This is a genomic window from Tepidimonas fonticaldi (genome assembly GCF_001675355.1).
Classification (GTDB): domain Bacteria; phylum Pseudomonadota; class Gammaproteobacteria; order Burkholderiales; family Burkholderiaceae_C; genus Tepidimonas; species Tepidimonas fonticaldi.
Genome location: NZ_LZDH01000001.1, coordinates 17,523 through 36,239, shown reverse-complemented (window position 1 = coordinate 36,239; position 18,717 = coordinate 17,523). Strand labels below are relative to the sequence as shown.

Genomic DNA, 18,717 nt, shown 5'->3' with positions numbered 1-18,717 from the left:
CGGCGGCGGTGGGGTCAGCCGCTCAGGCGGCGGGTGCCGCCACCGCCTGCGCGAAGGCATCCAGAATGGGACGGATGAGCGCGCGCTTGAGTTTGAGCGAGGTCGGCCGCACCACGAGCTGCGAGGAAATGTCCATGATGCGCTCGACCTCCACCAGCCGGTTGGCCTTGAGCGTGTTGCCGGTGGACACCAGGTCCACGATGGCGTCGGCCAGCCCGGTCAGCGGCGCCAGCTCCATGCTGCCGTAGAGCTTGATCAGATCCACATGCACGCCCTTGCTGGCAAAAAACTCGCGCGCGATGGCGACGTATTTGGTCGCGACACGCAGGCGCGCGCCCTGGCGCACGGCGCGCACATAGTCGAAGTCCGCCGGGACGGCCACGCTCATGCGGCAGCGGGCGATGCCCAAATCCAGCGGCCGGTACAGCCCCACCTGGGCCGCGTCGCCCCAGGCGGCCTCGTGCTCGATCAGCGTGTCCTTGCCGCACACGCCCAGGTCGGCGCCACCGTGCTCCACATAGGTCGGCACGTCGGTGGCGCGCACCAGGACCACGCGCACCTCGGGCCGGTTGGTGGGCAGGATCAGCTTGCGCGAGGTTTCGGGGTCTTCCAGCACCTCGATGCCGGCGGCGCGCAGCAGGGGCAGCGTCTCCTCGAAGATGCGGCCCTTGGACAGGGCCAAGGTGACGGTTTCGGCGCTCATGCGATCCTTTCGATGTCGGCCCCCAGGGCCCGCAGCTTGCGCTCCATGCGGTCGTAGCCACGGTCCAGGTGGTAGATGCGGTCGACGACCGTCTCGCCGTCGGCCACCAGGCCGGCGATCACCAGACTGGCCGACGCGCGCAGATCGGTCGCCATGACGGCGGCACCGGTCAGGCGCTGGCCGCCTTCGACGACGGCGGTGCGCCCGTCGATGTGGATGCGCGCGCCCAGCCGGGCCAGCTCCTGCACATGCATGAAGCGGTTTTCGAAAATCGTCTCGGTGACGGCGCTGGGCCCCTGCGCCACGCAGTTGAGCGCCATGAACTGCGCCTGCATGTCGGTGGGGAAGCCCGGGTATTCGGTCGTGCGAAAGCTCTGCGCGCGCAGGGCCGCGCCGCCCGGCGAGCGCACGCGGATGCCGGTGGCATCGGCCTCCACGGTGGCGCCCGCCTCGCGCAGCTTGTCGATGACGGCATCGAGGTGATCCCCCCGCCCGCCGCGCAGCCAGGCCTCGCCGCCGGTGGCGGCCACCGCGCACAAAAAGGTACCGGTCTCGATGCGGTCGGCCACCACGGTGTGCTCGGTGCCGCCCAAGGCCGGCACGCCTTCGATGCGGATGCGGCTGGTCCCGTGCCCCTCGATGCGCGCGCCCATGCGGATCAGCATCTCGGCCAGATCGACCACCTCCGGCTCCTGGGCGGCGTTTTCCAGCACCGTCTCGCCCTCGGCCAGGGTGGCGGCCATCATCAGGTTTTCGGTGCCGGTCACGGTGACCATGTCGGTGGTGATGCGCGCGCCGCGCAGGCGCGAGCGGCCGGCGGGCAAGCTGGCCTCGATGTAGCCGTGCTCGACCGCAATCTCCGCCCCCATGGCCTGCAGGCCCTTGATGTGCTGGTCCACCGGCCGCGAGCCGATGGCGCACCCGCCCGGCAGCGACACCCGCGCCTGACCGCAGCGGGCGACCAGGGGCCCCAGCACCAGCACCGAGGCGCGCATGGTCTTGACCAGCTCGTACGGCGCGACCGGATCCAGTGCCGCCGCGGCGTGCAGCGTCATGCCGCCGCGCTCGTCATGCGTTTGCACTTGCACGCCCATGCGCTCCAGCAGCGTGCGCATGGTGGCCACGTCGCGCAAACGGGGGACGTTGCGCAGCATCACCGGCTGGTCGGTCAGCAGCGCCGCGCACAGCTCGGGCAGCGCCGCGTTCTTGGCGCCGGAGACGAGCACCTCGCCATGCAGGCGCTGGCCGCCGCGGATCAGGAGTCGGTCCATCATCGACCCCTCAGGCCTGGCCGGCGGCACGCCACTCGGCCGGGGTGTAGGTCTTCATGGACAGTGCATGCACCTCGTCGGTGTGGATGCGCTGGCCCAGCGTGGCGTAGACCAGCTGGTGGCGCTGCACGGCACGCCGCCCCTCGAACGCGGGCGAGACGATCACCGCCGCCCAGTGGCGGCCGTCGCCGGACACCTCCAGGTGGTCGCAGGGCAGGCCGGCAGCGATGAGGGAGCGGAGTTGGTCGGCAGTCATCATGGAGGGTAAAGCGGCAGGACGGCACGGCGCGCGCTGCGCGACGCGCGGAATCGATGGCCCAGGGTCAATGGCGAATCTTGTACCCGATGCGCAGCAGGTGCAAGGTCAGAGCGGCCACGGCCAGGAAAGCCCCCGCCACCACCGCCAGACTCAGCCAGGGCGAAACGTCGCTGACCCCGAAAAAGCCGTAGCGCGCCCCGTCGATCATGTAGAAAAACGGATTGAGGTGGCTGACGGTCTGCCAGAAGGGGGGCAGCGAATGGATGGAATAGAACACGCCGGAGAGAAACGTCATCGGCATGATGATGAAGTTCTGGAAGGCGGCCATCTGGTCGAACTTTTCGGCCCACAGCCCCGCGATGACCCCCAGCGACCCCAGCAACCCCGCGCCCAGCACGGCAAACGCCACGATCCACAGCGGGTGCGCAAACCGCAGGTCCGCCGCCCAGGCCGTCACCAGCAGCACCCCGGCGCCCACCACCAGCCCGCGCACCACGGACGACCCGACGTAAGCCGCAAACCAGGCGCGGTGCGACAGCGGGGTGAGCAGGACGAAGACCAGGTTGCCCATGATCTTGCTCTGGATCAGGCTGGACGAGCTGTTGGCAAATGCGTTTTGCAGCAGGCTCATCATCGCCAGCCCCGGCAGCAAAAACGCGGTGTAGCCCACACCGTCGTAGACCTGCACATGCTCCTCCAGCACATGGCCGAAGATCAGCAGGTACAGAATCGCCGTGACGATCGGCGCGGCCACGGTCTGGAAAGCCACCTTCCAGAACCGCAGCACCTCTTTCAGAAACAGGGTCTGCCAACCAGTCACGCGCGCCCCTCCCCGTCCGGCTGCCCGGCCATCAGCTCCAGGAACACATCCTCCAGATCCGCTTTGTGGACCTCGATGTCTTCCATGACGATGCCGGCTTGGCGCAGCGCCGCCAGCGTCTGCTCGACCTCGTAGGCGTCGTGCACCTTGATCTGCTTGATGCGGCCCGTCACGCGGGCGCGCGCCGCCAGCGCGTCCGGCAGGGCCTGATCGGTCTTGAAATGCAGCACGTTGGACGAGGCGCGGCGCAACAGCTCGGCGGTGCGCTCCAGCGCGATCACGCGGCCGGCCCGCAGCATCGCGATGCGGCCGCACAGGGCCTCGGCCTCCTCCAGATAGTGGGTGGTCAGCAGCACGGTGCAGCCGTCGCGGTTGAGGCGCGAGATGAAGGCCCACAGCGTCTGCCGCAGCTCCACGTCCACGCCGGCGGTCGGCTCGTCCAGCACGATGACCTGGGGCCGGTGCACCAGCGCCTGCGCAACCATGACGCGGCGCTTCATGCCGCCGGAGAGCTGGCGCATGTTGGTGTCAGCCTTATCGGCCAGCCCCAGCCCGGCCAGCAGCTCGTCGATCCACGCGCCATTGCCCTGGATGCCAAAGTAGCCGGACTGAAAGCGCAGGGCCTCGCGCACCGTGAAGAAGGGGTCGAACACCAGCTCCTGCGGCACGATGCCGAGCCGCCGCCGAGCCTCCATGGGCTGGGCATGCACATCGGCGCCAAACACGGTGACGCGCCCGCGGGTCGGCCGGCTCAGACCCGCCAGGATGCTGATGAGGGTGGTCTTGCCCGCGCCGTTGGGGCCGAGCAGGCCGAAGAATTCGCCCGGCTGGATGTCGAACGTCACATCCTGCAGCGCCTGCAGCGGCCCGCGCGAGGTGTCGAAACGCTTGTTGACCTGCTGGAAAGAGATGGCGGCGGACATAAACCGGTCATTTTACGCGGGCAGCAGTTCGGCCACGCCGTACAGGCCGGCCAGCACCCGCGCCCGCTCGTTCAGGCCGTCCAGCCGCCAGTGCGCCCCGCGTGCCAGCACCTCGCGCCGCACCGCGAGCAGCACCGCCAGCGCGGAGGAGTCGAACTCGTGCAGGGCCGAGGCATCCAGCTGCACCGTCGCGCCGCGGCCCGCAGCGGCCAGCGCCGCGCGGCACTGGGCCAGATAGGCCGCCGCCTGCGCATGCGTCAGGGTGGCGGGCAGCGCCGGCAAGGTCAAGGCAATCGGCCCCCCCATGGCGGCTCAGCCCCGCTGGGCGTTGGCGCGGTTGCGTTCGGCCAGCGCATCGATCAGCCCATCGATGCCCTTGGCGCCGATCTCCTGCGCGAACTGGGTGCGGTAGGTCTCGACCAGCCACACGCCGAGCACATTCAGGTCATAGACCTTCCAGCCCGACGGGGTTTGCTCCAGCCGGTAGTCGAGCTGGATCGGGTCGCCCTTGCCGCGGATTTCGGAGCGCACGACCACCTCGGTCGCGCCAGCCGCCGCGCGCAGCGGGCGAATCACCAGCGTTTGGTCGCGAATCTGCGTCAGCGCGCCGGCATAGGTGCGCACCAGCAGGGTCTTGAACTCGGCTTGCAGACGCTGGCGCTGCTCGGGCGTGGCCTGGCGCCAGAAGCGGCCCACTGCGGACGACGTCATGCGCTCGAAATTGACATGCGGCATCAGCTTGGTGTCCACCAGCTCGACGATGCGGGCCATGTCGCCGTTGCGGATCGCCGGATCGCGCTTGACGGTCTCGAACACATCGTTGGCCACGCGCTGGATCAGCGCATCGGGGGCCTCCGTGGCCTGCGCCCGGGACGGCCAGGCGGGCAGCGCGGCCGCGGCGACCACGGCCATCAGGGCCAGCCACTGGCGGCGGCCGGTCATCGCAACCACCGGGCGGGCAGAAAGGGGTAGGGTCGGCTTGCTCATATCCATTGGGGTCGGGGGGACGGCCGCGGGTTCCGGTCGGTTACCCATGGTTACGGTCGTCACACGTCAGTCATCGTCGCCGCGGGCCGCATCGACCTGGCTTTGGCGCCGCGCCAGGTAGGCGTCGCGTGTAAAACCATATTTATCCAGCGCCGCCTGCTCCAGCAGGTCACCCGCGCGCAGCAGGGTGGCGCGCGTGTCCACCAGCCGCAGCGTCTGGGCGGTGTTGCGGGTCACCACATCGTCGATGCCCTGCGACACGGGGTCCGCCCGGCGGTCGACGGGCAGCGCCACGGCCTCGCGCACGCTGGACGGGCCCAACAGCGGCAGCACCAGATACGGCCCTGACGGCACGCCCCAGCGGCCCAGGGTGTGGCCAAAGTCCAGCGTCGTGCGGGGGATGCTCATCTCCGTCGCCAGGTCGATCACCCCCCCAAAGCCGAGAAGGGTGTTGACGCCAAAGCGCATGGCGTTTTCCACCGCGGGCTGCGGGCGGGCCTGTAAGGCCGCGTTCACGGCCGACCACAGGTCGCGCAGATTGCCAAAAAAGTTGCCCACCCCAGTGCGCACCGGTGAGGGCACGGCCGCCACATAGCCTTCGGCGACGGGCTTGAGCACCGCGCGGTCCACCGCCTCGTTGAACTGATAGACGCCGCGGTTGAACGGCTCCAGGGGATCACGCGGATGCGCGTCGGGCCCGGTGGCGCAACCGGCCAGGGCCGCGAGCACGCCTCCCAGGCCGATCAGACGCGCGGCCCGGCTGTGCAGGGTTACTTGGCTCATTTGCCGTCCCCCGCCTCGGCGGCCTTGTTGAACAGGAACTGGCCGATCAGGTTTTCCAGCACCACGGCGGACTGGGTTTGCGCCACCACATCGCCCGCAGCCAGATTCGCGTCTGCGCCGCCCGGCTCGATGCCGATGTACTGCTCGCCCAGCAGCCCGCTGGTCAGGATCTTGAACGAGCTGTCCTTCGGGAAGGTGTAGCGCGACTCCAGCGCCAACACCACGCGCGCCTGAAACGTCTTGTCGTCGAAGGTGATGGACTCCACGCGCCCGACCAGCACGCCCGCGCTGCGCACCGCCGCCTTGGGCTTGAGCGAGCCGACGTTGTCGAACGTGGCGGTGACGCGGTAGGTCGGCGCAAAGCTCAAGTTGAGCAGGTTGGCCGCCTGCAGCGCCAGAAACAGGATGGCCGCCGCGCCGATCAGCACGAACAGGCCCACCCAGACATCGATCTTGGAACGTTGCATCCGTCGAATCCTTCCCTGATCAGATCGTGAACATCAGCGCGGTCAGGATGAAGTCCAGCCCCAGCACCGTCAGCGACGCCATCACCACGGTGCGCGTCGTCGCGCGCGAGACGCCCTCCGGCGTCGGGTGCGACTCGAAGCCCTGCAGCAGCGCGATGAAGGTCACCGCGATCCCGAACACCACGCTCTTGATGATGCCGTTGCCGACGTCAGACCACACGTCCACGCCACTTTGCACCTGGCTCCAAAACGCCCCGCCATCGACACCGATCATGGGCACCCCGACGATCCAGCCACCAACGATGCCCATGCTGCTGAACACCGCCGCCAGCAATGGCAGCGCCACCACCCCGGCCACGAAGCGCGGCGCCAGCACGCGGTCGATGGGGTCGACCGCCATCATCTCCATCACGCTGAGCTGTTCGCCGGCTTTCATGAGGCCGATCTCCGCCGTCAGCGACGTACCCGCGCGGCCGGCAAACAGCAGCGCTGTCACCACCGGGCCGAGCTCGCGCACCAAGCTCAGCGTCACCAGCAGCCCGAGCGATTCGGCCGAGCCGTAGCGCTGCAACGTGTAGTAGCCCTGCAACCCGAGCACGAAGCCGACGAACAAGCCGGAGACAGTGATGATCGACAGCGAGTGGTTGCCCAGAAAGTGGATTTGATCGCGCACCAGGCCAAAGCGCCGCAACGCCTGGGGGCATCCCGCCAGCAACCGCAACAGCAGCCGCGCCCCCCAGCCCAGATCCGCCAGCTTGCCGCGCACCGCCGCACCCAACGCCGCCAGCATCGACACCCCCTTCATCGCGCTGCCTCCGGACCGTAGTCCTCGGCCACGGCCGGGGCGGCGTAGTGAAAATGCACCGGCCCCTCGGGCGCGGCGGTGATGAATTGCTGCACCAACGGGTCCGGGCAGCGGCGCACCTCGTCGGGCGTGCCCTGCACCGCCACCCGCCCGTTGGCCAACACCACCATGTGGTCGGCCACGGCAAAGGCGGTGTCCAGATCATGCGACACCATGATGCTGGTGAGCCCCAGCGTGTCGTTGAGCTGGCGGATCAGGCGCGCGGCGGTGCCCAGCGAGATCGGATCCAGCCCCGCAAACGGCTCGTCATACATGATCAACTCGGGGTCCAGCGCGATGGCGCGCGCCAGCGCCACCCGGCGCGCCATGCCACCCGACAGCGCCGCGGGCATCAGGTCGCGCGCGCCGCGCAGGCCCACGGCGTGCAGCTTCATCAGCACGATGTCGCGGATCAGTGGCTCGGGCAAGCGGGTGTGCTCACGCAGCGGGAAGGCCACGTTGTCGAACACCGACAAATCGGTGAACAGCGCGCCGTACTGAAACAGCATGCCCATGCGCCGCCGCGCCGCGTACAGGCCCTTGCGGTCCAGCGCGCCCACATCCTGACCGTCGAAACACACCTGGCCGTGCTGGGCGCGCACCAAGCCGCCGATGAGGCGCAGCACGGTCGTCTTGCCGCCACCCGAGGCGCCCATGATGACCGTCACCTGGCCCCGCGGCACGTGCAAGCTGATGCGGTCGAGCACGATGCGCTCGTCATACCCGAAGGTGACGTCACGCAGTTCGACGAGGGGCTCGGTGCTCATACGCAACAACGATCAAAAAGGCCGACGCAGGGTCGGCCCGATCATAAGGGATCAGCCGCAGCCGCGTCGGCGCGGTGGCCCCGCGGGGCCGCCGCGCAGGTCAGCGCGGCAGCAGGCTGGCACCCATCAGGTACTCGTCCACCGCGCGCGCGGCCTGGCGGCCTTCGCGGATCGCCCACACCACCAGCGACTGGCCGCGGCGCATGTCGCCGGCGGCAAACACCTGGGGCACGTTGGTGGCATAGCCGCCGACCAGCTCGGTGCTGGCCTTGGCGTTGCCGCGCGCATCCTTCTCGACGCCAAAGGCGTCCAGCACCGAGGCGATCGGCGACACAAACCCCATCGCCAGCAGCACCAGGTCGGCCTTGTATTCTTTCTCGGTGCCCGGGATTTCGACCAACTTGCCGTCCTTCATTTCGACGTGCACGGTCTGCACCCCGGTGACCTTGCCGCCCTTGCCGACGAACGCCTTGGTGGCGATGGCGAACTCGCGCTGGCAGCCCTCTTCGTGGCTGGAGCTGGTGCGCAGCTTCAGTGGCCAGTACGGCCAGGTCAGCGGCTTGTTCTCCTGCGCGGGCGGCTGCGGCATCACCTCGAACTGCGTCACGCTGGCCGCACCATGGCGGTTGGAGGTTCCCACGCAGTCGCTGCCGGTGTCGCCGCCACCGATGACGATGACGTGCTTGCCGTCGGCGCGGATCTGCTTTTTGAGCTTGTCGCCGGCGTTGACCTTGTTTTGCTGCGGCAAAAACTCCATCGCGAAATGGATGCCGTCCAGCTCGCGCCCCGGCACGGGCAGGTCGCGCGGTTGCTCGGCGCCGCCGCACAGCAGCACGGCGTCGAACTCGGCGCGCAGTTGCTCGGGGCTGACCACTTCGCGCGCGTCGTTGGTGACCTTGCTGCCGTCGGGCAGGGCGCCGACCAGCACGCGGGTGCGGAAGGTGACACCCTCGGCCTGCATCTGCTCGATGCGGCGGTCGATCAGCCACTTCTCCATCTTGAAGTCGGGGATGCCGTAGCGCAGCAGGCCGCCGATGCGGTCGTTCTTCTCGAATACCGTCACGTCGTGGCCGGCGCGCGCCAGCTGCTGCGCCGCCGCCAGCCCGGCCGGGCCGGAGCCCACGACCGCCACCTTCTTGCCCGTCTTGGCCTTGGGCGGCTGGGGCACGACCCAGCCCTCGGCCCAGGCACGGTCGATGATGGCGTGCTCGATGGACTTGATGCCCACCGGATCGTCGTTGATGTTGAGCACGCACGCCGCCTCGCACGGCGCCGGGCAGATGCGCCCGGTGAACTCCGGGAAGTTGTTGGTGCTGTGCAGCACGGCGATGGCGTTCTTCCAGTCGCCGCGGTAGACCAGATCGTTGAAGTCCGGAATGATGTTGTTGATGGGGCAGCCGTTGTTGCAAAACGGCGTGCCGCAGTCCATGCAGCGCGCGCCCTGCACCTTGGCCTGCGCGTCATCCAGGCCGATAACGAACTCGCGGTAGTGCTTGAGCCGCTCGGCGGGGGGCTGGTAGCCCTCCTCGACGCGCTCGAATTCCATGAAGCCGGTGATCTTTCCCATGATCGGTTGCCTCGTGATGCGATGGTCGGTGGCGCTCAGGCCGCGGCGGTCTTGCGGGCCTTGGCCGGCTTGGCCGCAGCAGGCTCGGCCGGGGCGGCGGTGCCTTTGGCGGCGTTTTCCGCCAGCGCGCGCTTGTATTCATGCGGGAAGACCTTGACGAAGCGCGTGCGCGCGGTCGCCCAGTCGTCCAGCAGCGCGCGCGCCTTGGTCGAGCCGGTCCAGCGGTGGTGGTCCTCCAGCAGCTGGCGCAGCTGCGCCTCGTCGGTCTGGCCGCGGTGCCAGACGGCGCGGTCCACGGTCGCCTCTTGTTCGGCGCTGGTGACCACGCGGTCGAGCGCCACCATCGCCGTGTTGCAGCGCTTGGCAAACAGCCCGTCCTCGTCGTAGACGTAGGCGATGCCGCCGCTCATGCCGGCGGCAAAGTTGCGCCCGGTCTTGCCCAGCACCACCACCGTGCCGCCGGTCATGTATTCGCAGCCGTGGTCGCCGGTGCCTTCCACCACGGCGGTGGCACCCGACAGGCGCACCGCGAAGCGCTCGCCCGCCACGCCGCGGAAGAACGCCTCGCCGCGCGTAGCGCCGTAGAGCACCGTGTTGCCGACGATGATGTTCTGCCCCGCGTCACCGCGGAAGTCGATGCTGGGCCGCACGACGATGCGGCCGCCCGACAGGCCCTTGCCGGTGTAGTCGTTGGCGTCGCCGATCAGGTACAGCGTGATGCCCTTGCAGAGGAAGGCGCCGAACGACTGACCGCCCGTGCCTTCCATCTGGATGCGGATGGTGTCATCGGGCAGCCCCTCGGGGTGGTGGCGCGTCACCTCACCCGACAGCATCGCGCCGACCGTGCGGTTGACGTTGCGCACGCTCTCGATGAAGTGCACCTTCTCGCCACGCTCGATGGCCGGGCGGGACTTCTCGATCAGCTTGACGTCCAGCGCCTTGTCCAGCCCGTGGTCCTGGGTCTCGACATGGCGGTGGGCCACCTCGGCCGACGTGGGCGGCTGATACAGCAGGCGGCTGTAATCCAACCCCTTGGCCTTCCAGTGGTCGATGCCCTTCTTCATGTCGAGCAGGTCGGTGCGCCCGATCAGGTCGTCGAAGCGGCGGATGCCCAGCTGCGCCATGATGGCGCGCACCTCCTCGGCGACGAAGAAGAAGTAGTTGACGACGTGCTCGGGCTTGCCGGCGAACTTGCGCCGCAGCACCGGATCCTGCGTGGCCACCCCCACCGGGCAGGTGTTGAGGTGGCACTTGCGCATCATGATGCAGCCCTCCACCACCAGCGGCGCGGTGGCGAAGCCGAACTCGTCCGCGCCCAGCAGCGCGCCGATCACCACGTCGCGGCCGGTCTTGATCTGGCCGTCCACTTGGACGCGGATGCGGCCGCGCAGGCGGTTGAGCACCAGGGTCTGCTGCGTCTCGGCCAGGCCGATCTCCCACGGGCTGCCCGCGTGCTTGATCGATGACCAGGGCGACGCGCCCGTGCCGCCGTCGTGCCCGGCGATGACGACGTGGTCGGCCTTGGCCTTGGCCACGCCGGCCGCGATCGTGCCCACGCCCACTTCGGACACCAGCTTGACCGAGATGTCCGCGCGCGGGTTGACGTTCTTCAGGTCGTGGATGAGCTGCGCCAGATCCTCGATCGAATAGATGTCGTGGTGCGGCGGCGGGCTGATCAGGCCCACGCCCGGCACCGAGTAGCGCAGAAAACCGATGTACTCCGACACCTTGGTGCCGGGCAACTGACCGCCTTCGCCGGGCTTGGCGCCCTGCGCCATCTTGATCTGAATCTGGTCGGCGCTGACCAGGTACTCCGCCGTCACGCCGAAGCGCCCGGAGGCCACCTGCTTGATCCGCGAGCGCAGGCTGTCGCCCGCCTGCAGCGGAATGTCGGCCTCGACCTTGTCCGCACCGATCACCGACGCCAGGGTCTCGCCTTGGCGGATGGGGATGCCCTTGAGTTCGTTGCGGTAGCGCGCCGGGTCCTCGCCGCCCTCGCCGGTGTTGCTCTTGCCGCCGATGCGGTTCATGGCGACGGCCAGCGTGGCGTGCGCCTCGGTGCTGATGGAGCCGAGCGACATCGCGCCGGTGGCAAAGCGCTTGACGATCTCGCTGGCCGGCTCGACCTCTTCGATCGGGATCGCCTTGGCCGGATCGACCTTGAACTCGAACAGCCCGCGCAGCGTCATGTGGCGGCGCGACTGGTCGTTGATGATCTGCGCGTACTCCTTGTAGGTCGCGTAGTTGCCGGCGCGCGTGGCGTGCTGCAGCTTGGCGATGGCGTCGGGTGTCCACATGTGCTCTTCGCCGCGCGCGCGCCAGGCGTACTCGCCGCCCACGTCCAGCATGTCGGTCAGCAGCGGGTCGTCACCGAAGGCACTCCGGTGCAGGCGGATGGCCTCCTCGGCAATCTCGAACACGCCGATGCCCTCGACGCGGCTGGCGGTGCCGGTGAAGTACTTTTCGATCGTCGCGCTGTTGATGCCCACCGCCTCGAACAGCTGCGCGCCGCAGTAGCTCATGTAGGTGGACACGCCCATCTTGGACATGATCTTGGACAGGCCCTTGCCAACCGCCTTGATGTAGTTGGCGATCGCCTTGTCGGCCGATAGATCGCCGGGCAGGTCCTGGTGGATGGCCTTGAGCGTATCCAGCGCCAGATAGGGGTGGACGGCCTCGGCGCCATAGCCGGCCAGCACCGCGAAGTGGTGCACCTCGCGCGCGCTGCCGGTCTCCACCACCAGGCCGGTGGCGGTGCGCAGGCCCTCGCGGATCAGGTGCTGGTGCACCGCCGACAGCGCCAGCAAGGCGGGGATAGCCACGCGCTCGCGGTTGACGCCGCGGTCGCTGACGATCAGGATGTTGCTGCCGCTGCGGATGGCATCGACCGCCTCGGCGCACAGCGAGGCGAGCTTGGCCTCCACCCCTTCCTTGCCCCAGCCCACGGGGTAGGTGATGTCCAGCGTGCTGCTCTTGAACTTGCCGCCGGTGCGCCGCTCGATGTCGCGCAGCTTGGCCATGTCGGCGTGGTTGAGCACGGGCTGGCTGACCTCCAGCCGCATCGGCGGGTTGACCTGGTTGATGTCCAGCAGGTTGGGGCGCGGGCCGACGAACGACACCAGCGACATCACGATCGCCTCGCGGATCGGGTCGATCGGCGGGTTGGTGACCTGCGCGAACAGCTGTTTGAAGTAGTTGTAGAGCGGCTTGGGCCGGTCCGACAACACGGGCAGCGGGCTGTCGTTGCCCATCGAGCCGACGCCCTCCTCGCCGTTTTGCGCCATCGGCGCCATCAGGAACTTGATGTCCTCCTGCGTGTAGCCAAAGGCCTGCTGCAGGTCGAGCAACTGGGCGTCCACCTGCTCCATCGCGGCGTGGGACGATTCGTCGGCCACGGTGCGCACGCTGGCCTCGTCGTCGCCGGCGACGGGGCGCTGCACATCGTCCAAGTGGATGCGCAGGTTTTCGATCCACTGCTTGTAGGGCTTGGCGTTGGCCAGCGTCGCCTTGACCTCCTCGTCGTCGATCAGGCGGCCCTGCTCCAGATCGATCAGGAACATCTTGCCCGGCTGCAGGCGCCACTTGCGCACGATCTTGCTCTCGGGCACTGGCAGCACGCCGGACTCGGACGCCATGATGACGAAGTCGTCGTCCGTGACGCAATAGCGCGAGGGCCGCAGACCGTTGCGGTCCAGCGTCGCGCCGATCTGCCGCCCATCGGTGAAGACGATGGACGCCGGGCCATCCCACGGCTCCAGCATCGCCGCGTGGTACTCGTAGAACGCACGGCGGCGCTCATCCATCAGCGTGTGCTGCTCCCACGGCTCGGGGATCATCATCATGACCGCCTGCGCCAGCGGATAGCCGGCCATGGTCAGCAGCTCCAGGCAGTTGTCGAAGGTGGCGGTGTCGGACTGACCGGCAAAGCTGATCGGGTAGAGCTTCTTCAGGTCCGCACCCAGCACCGGCGAGGCCATCACGCCCTCGCGCGCGCGCATCCAGTTGTAGTTGCCCTTGACGGTATTGATCTCGCCGTTGTGGGCCACATAACGGTACGGGTGCGCCAGCGGCCACTCGGGGAAAGTGTTGGTCGAGAAGCGCTGGTGCACCAGCCCCAGCGCCGAGACGCAGCGCGGATCCTGCAAATCCAGGTAGTACTCGCCCACCTGGTTGGCCAGCAGCAGCCCCTTGTACACCACGGTGCGGCTGCTCATGCTGGGCACATAGTATTCCTTGCTGTGCGTCAGCTGCAGGCGCTGGATGGCGGCGCTGGCGGTCTTGCGGATGACGTACAGCTTGCGCTCCAGCGCGTCCTGCACGATGACGTCGCTGCCGCGGCCGATGAAGACCTGGCGGATGATGGGCTCGGTCTTGCGCACCGTCGGGGACATGGGCATGTCCTTGTTCACGGGCACGTCGCGCCAGCCCAGCAGCACCTGGCCCTCGGCCTTGATGGCGCGCTCCATCTCCTGCTCGCAGGCCAGACGGCTGGCGTGCTCCTTGGGCAAAAAGATCATGCCCACGCCGTACTCGCCCGGGGGCGGCAGGGTCACGCCCTGCTTGGCCATCTCTTCGCGGTAGAGCGGGTCCGGAATCTGCAGCAGGATGCCCGCCCCGTCGCCCATCAGCGCATCGGCGCCCACGGCGCCGCGGTGGTCGAGGTTTTCCAGAATCTTGAGCGCCTGGGTCACGATGGCGTGACTCTTTTGCCCCTTGATGTGGGCGACGAAGCCGACGCCACAGGCGTCGTGTTCCAGGGCAGCGTCGTACAGACCGTGCTGCGCGGCGAGGGTGTGGGGGGTAGCGGTCACGCCTGACTCCTTGGCCGGGTTGACAAAGACGGACCGCAGCATAGTGCATTGCAGCAAACCGGGCAAGCACTTTATTTGGGGTCAGAGTACGATTTAGAAATCGGAAACGCGTACTTTGATTTATTAGGGACAGATCAAACCCGCTTGCGCGGTCGGCCGGGCCGCGCCGGTTGTGTGCGCCGCCCGGTCTGCGCCGCCAGCGCGGCCAAAAAGGCGGCATCGCCCACCGGCCAGCCTTTGATCGCGGCCTCGCGCAAACCCTGCGCCTGCGCGGGCGGCAAACCCTCGTGCACGCGCTGGCGGTAGGCGGCCTCGCGGGCAAAGGGCGTGTCCCCCAGGCCCCACCAGGGCGCGGGCGGCTGCACGCCACGCAGCGGCGCGATGCCCGCATAGTGGCGGTGGGTGGACCAGGGCCAGGCCTCCGGCGACGGGGCCAGGCCCACGCGCACCGGCTCGTGGTCCAACAGCACCAGGGCCGGCAGCACCCGATCCGGCGCCAGCACGGTGGCGCGGTAGCGTCCCTCCCACAGCGTGCCGGTACGGCCATGCCGCGCGTTGAAGCGGCGCACATAGCTGCGCCCCAGCCCCTGCATCAGGCGCGACAGCACCCCCTCGCGGCGCGGCGTGACCAGCAACCACAGGCCCGCGTCCAGCAACGCATAGCCATGGACCTCGACGCCCTCGCGGGCTGCACCGTCACCCAGCAGCGCCAGGAAGGCCTGACGGTCGTCGTCGTCCGAAAACACGGCCTGCCGGTTGTGCCCCTGCCACAGGACCAGGTGGGGCAAATCCGTCACCGACAGGCGGGGCAGGCGCGCCATTCAGCGTCCCCCCGTGCGCTGGACACCGGGGGCGGACAAGCGGCCCAGCCGGGCCTGCAGCGCCACCGCCAATGCCATCCCCACGGCGCAGCACGCGACATTGACCAACCACGTCCAATGCCAGCCCCCCACCCGGGCCGCCAGCCAGGCGACCAAGGGCGGCCCGACGAACTGCCCCAACGACGACAACTGCTGGACCCAGCCCACCGTCGTCGAAACCGTCTGCGGCCCCGGGGCCAGGCGTACCGCCAGGGTGAACAGGGTGCCGGGGATGAGGCCGCCGACCGCCGAAAACACCAACACCGACGCATACGCCCATCCAGCCCCCGCCGTGAAGGTGCCCACCGCCCCCAGGGCCATGGCGGTATAGCCCGACCACAGCAGGGTGCGCGGCGCGACCCCGCGCGCGAGCAGTCGGCCGGCCGCGATGTTGCCCGTGAGGTTGATGCCCGCGGCCAGCGCACTGGCCCAGCCCACCCGGGCGGGCGACCAACCGGCCTCGGTGTAGAGGGTGGGCAAAAACCCGACCACCGCCAGCCATTGCCCGGAGTACATCAAAAACGCCGCGGCGACCAACCACGGCCCAGGCGCCGACAGCGTCGAGCGCAGGCCCTGCCATGCCGCGCCCCACGCCCCTCCCGCAACGGCGGCCGGCCCGTCCGGGGCGTCCGGGGCTAATCGCGCGCGCACGGCCACCGCGCACAACACCGCCAAGCCCGCCAGCAAGCCCCACGCCGTACGCCAACCGACGGCGGCATGCAAGGCGGGGGCCAGCAGCAGCCCCGTCGCCGTCCCGATCGGCATATACGCCCCCCACCAGCCCAAGGCGCGGTTGAGCACGGCCGGCTCGGTCACCGACCGGCGCAACAGGCCCGGCGCGGGCAAGACGGCCATCAAGAACCCGAAGCCCTCGATGCCGCGCGTCCACAGCAACAGGTGCGCCGCCGGCACCAGCGCCCCCAGCGCGCTGCCCGCGGCCAGCAATAGCAAACCCGCCATCATGACGCGCCGCGGCCCCAGCCGGTCGGCCAGTTGCCCGAACAGCGCCCCCATGCTCATGCCGGCCAACTGGATCATGGAGAGCAAAAAGCCCCCCTGCACCAGGGTCAGCCCCAGTTCCTGCGCCAGCACGGGCAGCGCCGGGGGCAGTTTGCCCACATGCAGCGCGCTGGCAATGCCCACAGCGACGATCAGCCGCGCCTGCGCCGGCACGGGCTGGCGGTCGCGGGGGCCGGGTTGCGCGCTGGGCATAGGCGGTCAGACGAACAGCCGCTGGCCGGTCAGCCGCTCGTGCTCGCGGATCGCGTAGCGGTCGGTCATGCCGGCGATGTGGTCGGCCACCTGCCGCCGCAGCGACAGCCCGGCGCGGCGCCGCTGCGCGGGCAACCGCGCGGGGTCGGCGCAGTAGGCGCGGTACAGGTCCGCCACCACCTGGCGCGCGCGCGCCGTGGTCTCCATCACCTGCGGGTGGCGGTACAGGTTGACGAGCAGGAAGCGCTTGAGCCGCGCCGACGCCTCGCGCATCGCCGGCGAAAAGCCCAGCAGCGGCGGCTGCGCGCGCACGTCGGCCACGGACTGCACGCCGGCGACGCTCAGGGCCGTGCGCGTGGCGGCGATCACGTCGTACACCTGCGCGCTGAGCATGCGGCGGATCGCCTCGTACAGCAGCCGCCGTCCCCGCAGGTGCGGATGCTGCGCCAGCGCCTCGCGGCGGAAGGCGTCGAACAGCTCGACCTGCTCCAGCTGCTCCAGCGTCAGCAGGCCGCTGCGCACGCCGTCGTCGATGTCGTGCGCGTTGTAGGCGATCTCGTCGGCGACGTTGGCCAGCTGCGCCTCCAGCGACGGCGACTCGCCGCGCAGGAAGCGCGCCCCCACGCCGCCCGGCTCGCGCGCCTCCAGCCACTCGGCGTTGGCGCGCGCGCAATGCTTCAGGATGCCCTCGCGCGTCTCGAAGCTGAGGTTGAGGCCGTCGAACTCGGGGTAGCGCTCCTCCAGCTCGTCGACCACGCGCAGGCTCTGCAGGTTGTGCTCGAAGCCGCCGTGCGGCTCATCCGGCCCGCGCGGCTCGGCCGCCCACGGGCCGTCGTCGGCGTGCAGGCAGGCGTTGAGCGCGTCCTGCCCGGCGTGGCCGAACGGCGTGTGCCCCAGGTCGTGCGCCAGCGCGATCGCCTCTACCAGATCCTCGTGCAGGCCCAGCGCACGGGCGATGCTGCGGCCGAGCTGCGCCACCTCCAGCGAGTGGGTCAGCCGCGTGCGGAACAGGTCGCCCTCGTGGTTGAGGAACACCTGCGTCTTGTAGACCAGGCGGCGAAACGCGGTGGAGTGGATGACGCGGTCGCGGTCGCGCTGGAACGGGTTGCGCGTCGGCGCCGGCGGCTCCGGATGGCGCCGGCCGCGGCTGCGCGCGGGGTCGCATGCCCACGGCGCCAGCGTCCCGGCCGGCCAGGGCAGCACGCCCATGGCGGCCACCTCCTCGGCCAGCGTCGGCAGCACCGGGGTCATGGCGCCCTGCCCTTCCTCGCCGGCCGGCGGCTCAGGTGGCGCAGCGCGCCGCGATCACCTCGGCCACCAGCGCATCCGGTGCCGGGCGCACCAAGGCGTGCCCGGCCTCGTCGACGACGACGAAGCGGATCTCGCCGCCCTCGGCCTTCTTGTCCACCCGCATCAGCTCCAGGTAGCGCGCGGCGTTGTCCGACCCCAACACCGGCGCGCGCACCGGCAGGCCGGCCGCGGCCACCAGCCGCTCCAGCCGCGCCACCCAGGCGGGCGACACCAACCCGAGCCGGCGCGACAGCTCCGCCGCCATCACCATACCGCAGCCGACCGCCTCGCCGTGCAGCCAGGCGCCGTAGCCGAGGCCCGCCTCGATCGCGTGGCCGAAGGTGTGGCCAAAGTTGAGGATCGCGCGCAGGCCGGACTCGCGCTCGTCCTGCCCGACGACGGCGGCCTTGATCTCGCAGCTGCGCCGCACGGCGTGCGCCAGCGCCGCGGCGTCGCGCGCCACCAGGTGCTGGACATTCGCTTCCACCCAGTCGAGGAAGGCCACGTCGGCGATCGGCCCGTACTTGATAACCTCCGCCAGCCCGGCGGCGAACTCGCGCGGCGGCAGGGTGGCCAGCGTCGCCAGATCGCACACCACCCGCACCGGCTGGTAGAACGCCCCGATCATGTTCTTGCCGAGCGGGTGGTTGATCGCCGTCTTGCCGCCAACCGAGGAATCCACCTGCGCCAGCAGGGTGGTCGGCACCTGCACGAACGGCACGCCGCGCATGTAGCACGCGGCGGCAAAGCCGGTCATGTCGCCGATCACGCCGCCGCCCAGCGCGAACAGCACCGTCTTGCGATCCGCCCCGGCGGCCAGCAGCGCGTCGAAGATGCGGTTGAGCGTCGGCCAGTCCTTGTGCGCCTCGCCGTCGGGCAGCACCACCTCCAGCACGCGCGCATAGTGTGGCTGCAGCGTCGCGCGCAGCCGCGCCAGGTACAGCGGCGCCACCACCGTGTTGGTGACGATGGCGGCGGTGGCCGCGCGCGGCAGGCCGGCCGAGGTGGCCGGGTCGTCCAGCAGCCCGGTGCCGATGACGATCGGGTAGCTGCGCTCCCCGAGGTCGATGCTCACCGTGTGCAGCACGGTGGCGGCGGGCGCGAACGCGGGGGCTTCGGCGATGGCGGCGGCAGGCGTGGACATGCCACGAGT

The 18,717-nt window shown here is 69.6% G+C and carries 17 protein-coding genes; all 17 read right to left on the bottom strand.

Annotation, left to right across the window (positions count from 1 at the left end; translation table 11 throughout):
* Positions 1-22: 22 nt before the first annotated feature.
* Positions 23-703, bottom strand: a complete 681-nt coding sequence (hisG, locus tag A9O67_RS00160) for an ATP phosphoribosyltransferase (protein WP_068606176.1) — start codon at positions 701-703, stop codon at positions 23-25.
* Complete coding sequence (gene murA / locus A9O67_RS00155) at positions 700-1,974, bottom strand: UDP-N-acetylglucosamine 1-carboxyvinyltransferase (RefSeq protein WP_068606174.1); 1,275 nt, start codon at positions 1,972-1,974, stop codon at positions 700-702. Before murA ends, hisG begins: the two co-directional genes overlap by 4 nt.
* Before the next feature lie 10 nt (positions 1,975-1,984).
* Positions 1,985-2,230, bottom strand: coding sequence for a BolA family protein (locus tag A9O67_RS00150; RefSeq protein WP_068606225.1), 246 nt, complete (start codon positions 2,228-2,230; stop codon positions 1,985-1,987).
* Between the two features lie 67 nt (positions 2,231-2,297).
* Positions 2,298-3,053: an ABC transporter permease gene (locus A9O67_RS00145; protein ID WP_068606172.1), complete on the bottom strand. Its 756-nt coding sequence runs from the start codon at positions 3,051-3,053 to the stop codon at positions 2,298-2,300.
* The gene (locus tag A9O67_RS00140) at positions 3,050-3,976 is read right to left on the bottom strand and encodes an ABC transporter ATP-binding protein (RefSeq protein ID WP_068606170.1); all 927 of its coding nucleotides are present in this window, start codon (positions 3,974-3,976) and stop codon (positions 3,050-3,052) included. Before A9O67_RS00140 ends, A9O67_RS00145 begins: the two co-directional genes overlap by 4 nt.
* A 12-nt stretch (positions 3,977-3,988) precedes the next feature.
* Entirely contained in the window at positions 3,989-4,282 is a 294-nt protein-coding gene (locus tag A9O67_RS00135; protein ID WP_068606168.1) for an STAS domain-containing protein, read from the bottom strand.
* Between the two features lie 6 nt (positions 4,283-4,288).
* Positions 4,289-4,918 (bottom strand): MlaC/ttg2D family ABC transporter substrate-binding protein, encoded by a 630-nt coding sequence (locus tag A9O67_RS00130; protein WP_068606166.1) that lies wholly within the window; start codon positions 4,916-4,918, stop codon positions 4,289-4,291.
* Positions 4,919-5,029: 111 nt separating this feature from the next.
* Positions 5,030-5,746 (bottom strand): MlaA family lipoprotein, encoded by a 717-nt coding sequence (locus A9O67_RS00125; protein ID WP_068606164.1) that lies wholly within the window; start codon positions 5,744-5,746, stop codon positions 5,030-5,032.
* Positions 5,743-6,213, bottom strand: a complete 471-nt coding sequence (gene mlaD / locus A9O67_RS00120; protein WP_068606162.1) for an outer membrane lipid asymmetry maintenance protein MlaD — start codon at positions 6,211-6,213, stop codon at positions 5,743-5,745. Before mlaD ends, A9O67_RS00125 begins: the two co-directional genes overlap by 4 nt.
* Before the next feature lie 19 nt (positions 6,214-6,232).
* Positions 6,233-7,018, bottom strand: coding sequence for a lipid asymmetry maintenance ABC transporter permease subunit MlaE (gene mlaE, locus A9O67_RS00115; RefSeq protein WP_068606161.1), 786 nt, complete (start codon positions 7,016-7,018; stop codon positions 6,233-6,235).
* Positions 7,015-7,824, bottom strand: a complete 810-nt coding sequence (locus tag A9O67_RS00110) for an ABC transporter ATP-binding protein (protein ID WP_068606159.1) — start codon at positions 7,822-7,824, stop codon at positions 7,015-7,017. The genes mlaE and A9O67_RS00110 overlap by 4 nt, the downstream gene beginning before the upstream one ends.
* 100 nt (positions 7,825-7,924) lie before the next feature.
* Entirely contained in the window at positions 7,925-9,391 is a 1,467-nt protein-coding gene (locus A9O67_RS00105) for a glutamate synthase subunit beta (protein WP_068606157.1), read from the bottom strand.
* Positions 9,392-9,426: 35 nt separating this feature from the next.
* Positions 9,427-14,202: a glutamate synthase-related protein gene (locus tag A9O67_RS00100; protein WP_068606223.1), complete on the bottom strand. Its 4,776-nt coding sequence runs from the start codon at positions 14,200-14,202 to the stop codon at positions 9,427-9,429.
* Between the two features lie 134 nt (positions 14,203-14,336).
* Positions 14,337-15,023, bottom strand: coding sequence for a transposase (locus A9O67_RS00095; protein ID WP_068606155.1), 687 nt, complete (start codon positions 15,021-15,023; stop codon positions 14,337-14,339).
* Positions 15,024-16,274: an MFS transporter gene (locus A9O67_RS00090; RefSeq protein WP_068606153.1), complete on the bottom strand. Its 1,251-nt coding sequence runs from the start codon at positions 16,272-16,274 to the stop codon at positions 15,024-15,026.
* Between the two features lie 6 nt (positions 16,275-16,280).
* Positions 16,281-17,483 (bottom strand): deoxyguanosinetriphosphate triphosphohydrolase, encoded by a 1,203-nt coding sequence (locus tag A9O67_RS00085; protein ID WP_068606221.1) that lies wholly within the window; start codon positions 17,481-17,483, stop codon positions 16,281-16,283.
* A gap of 73 nt (positions 17,484-17,556) precedes the next feature.
* Positions 17,557-18,708, bottom strand: coding sequence for a 3-dehydroquinate synthase (aroB, locus tag A9O67_RS00080; protein ID WP_068606151.1), 1,152 nt, complete (start codon positions 18,706-18,708; stop codon positions 17,557-17,559).
* Positions 18,709-18,717 lie beyond the last annotated feature (9 nt).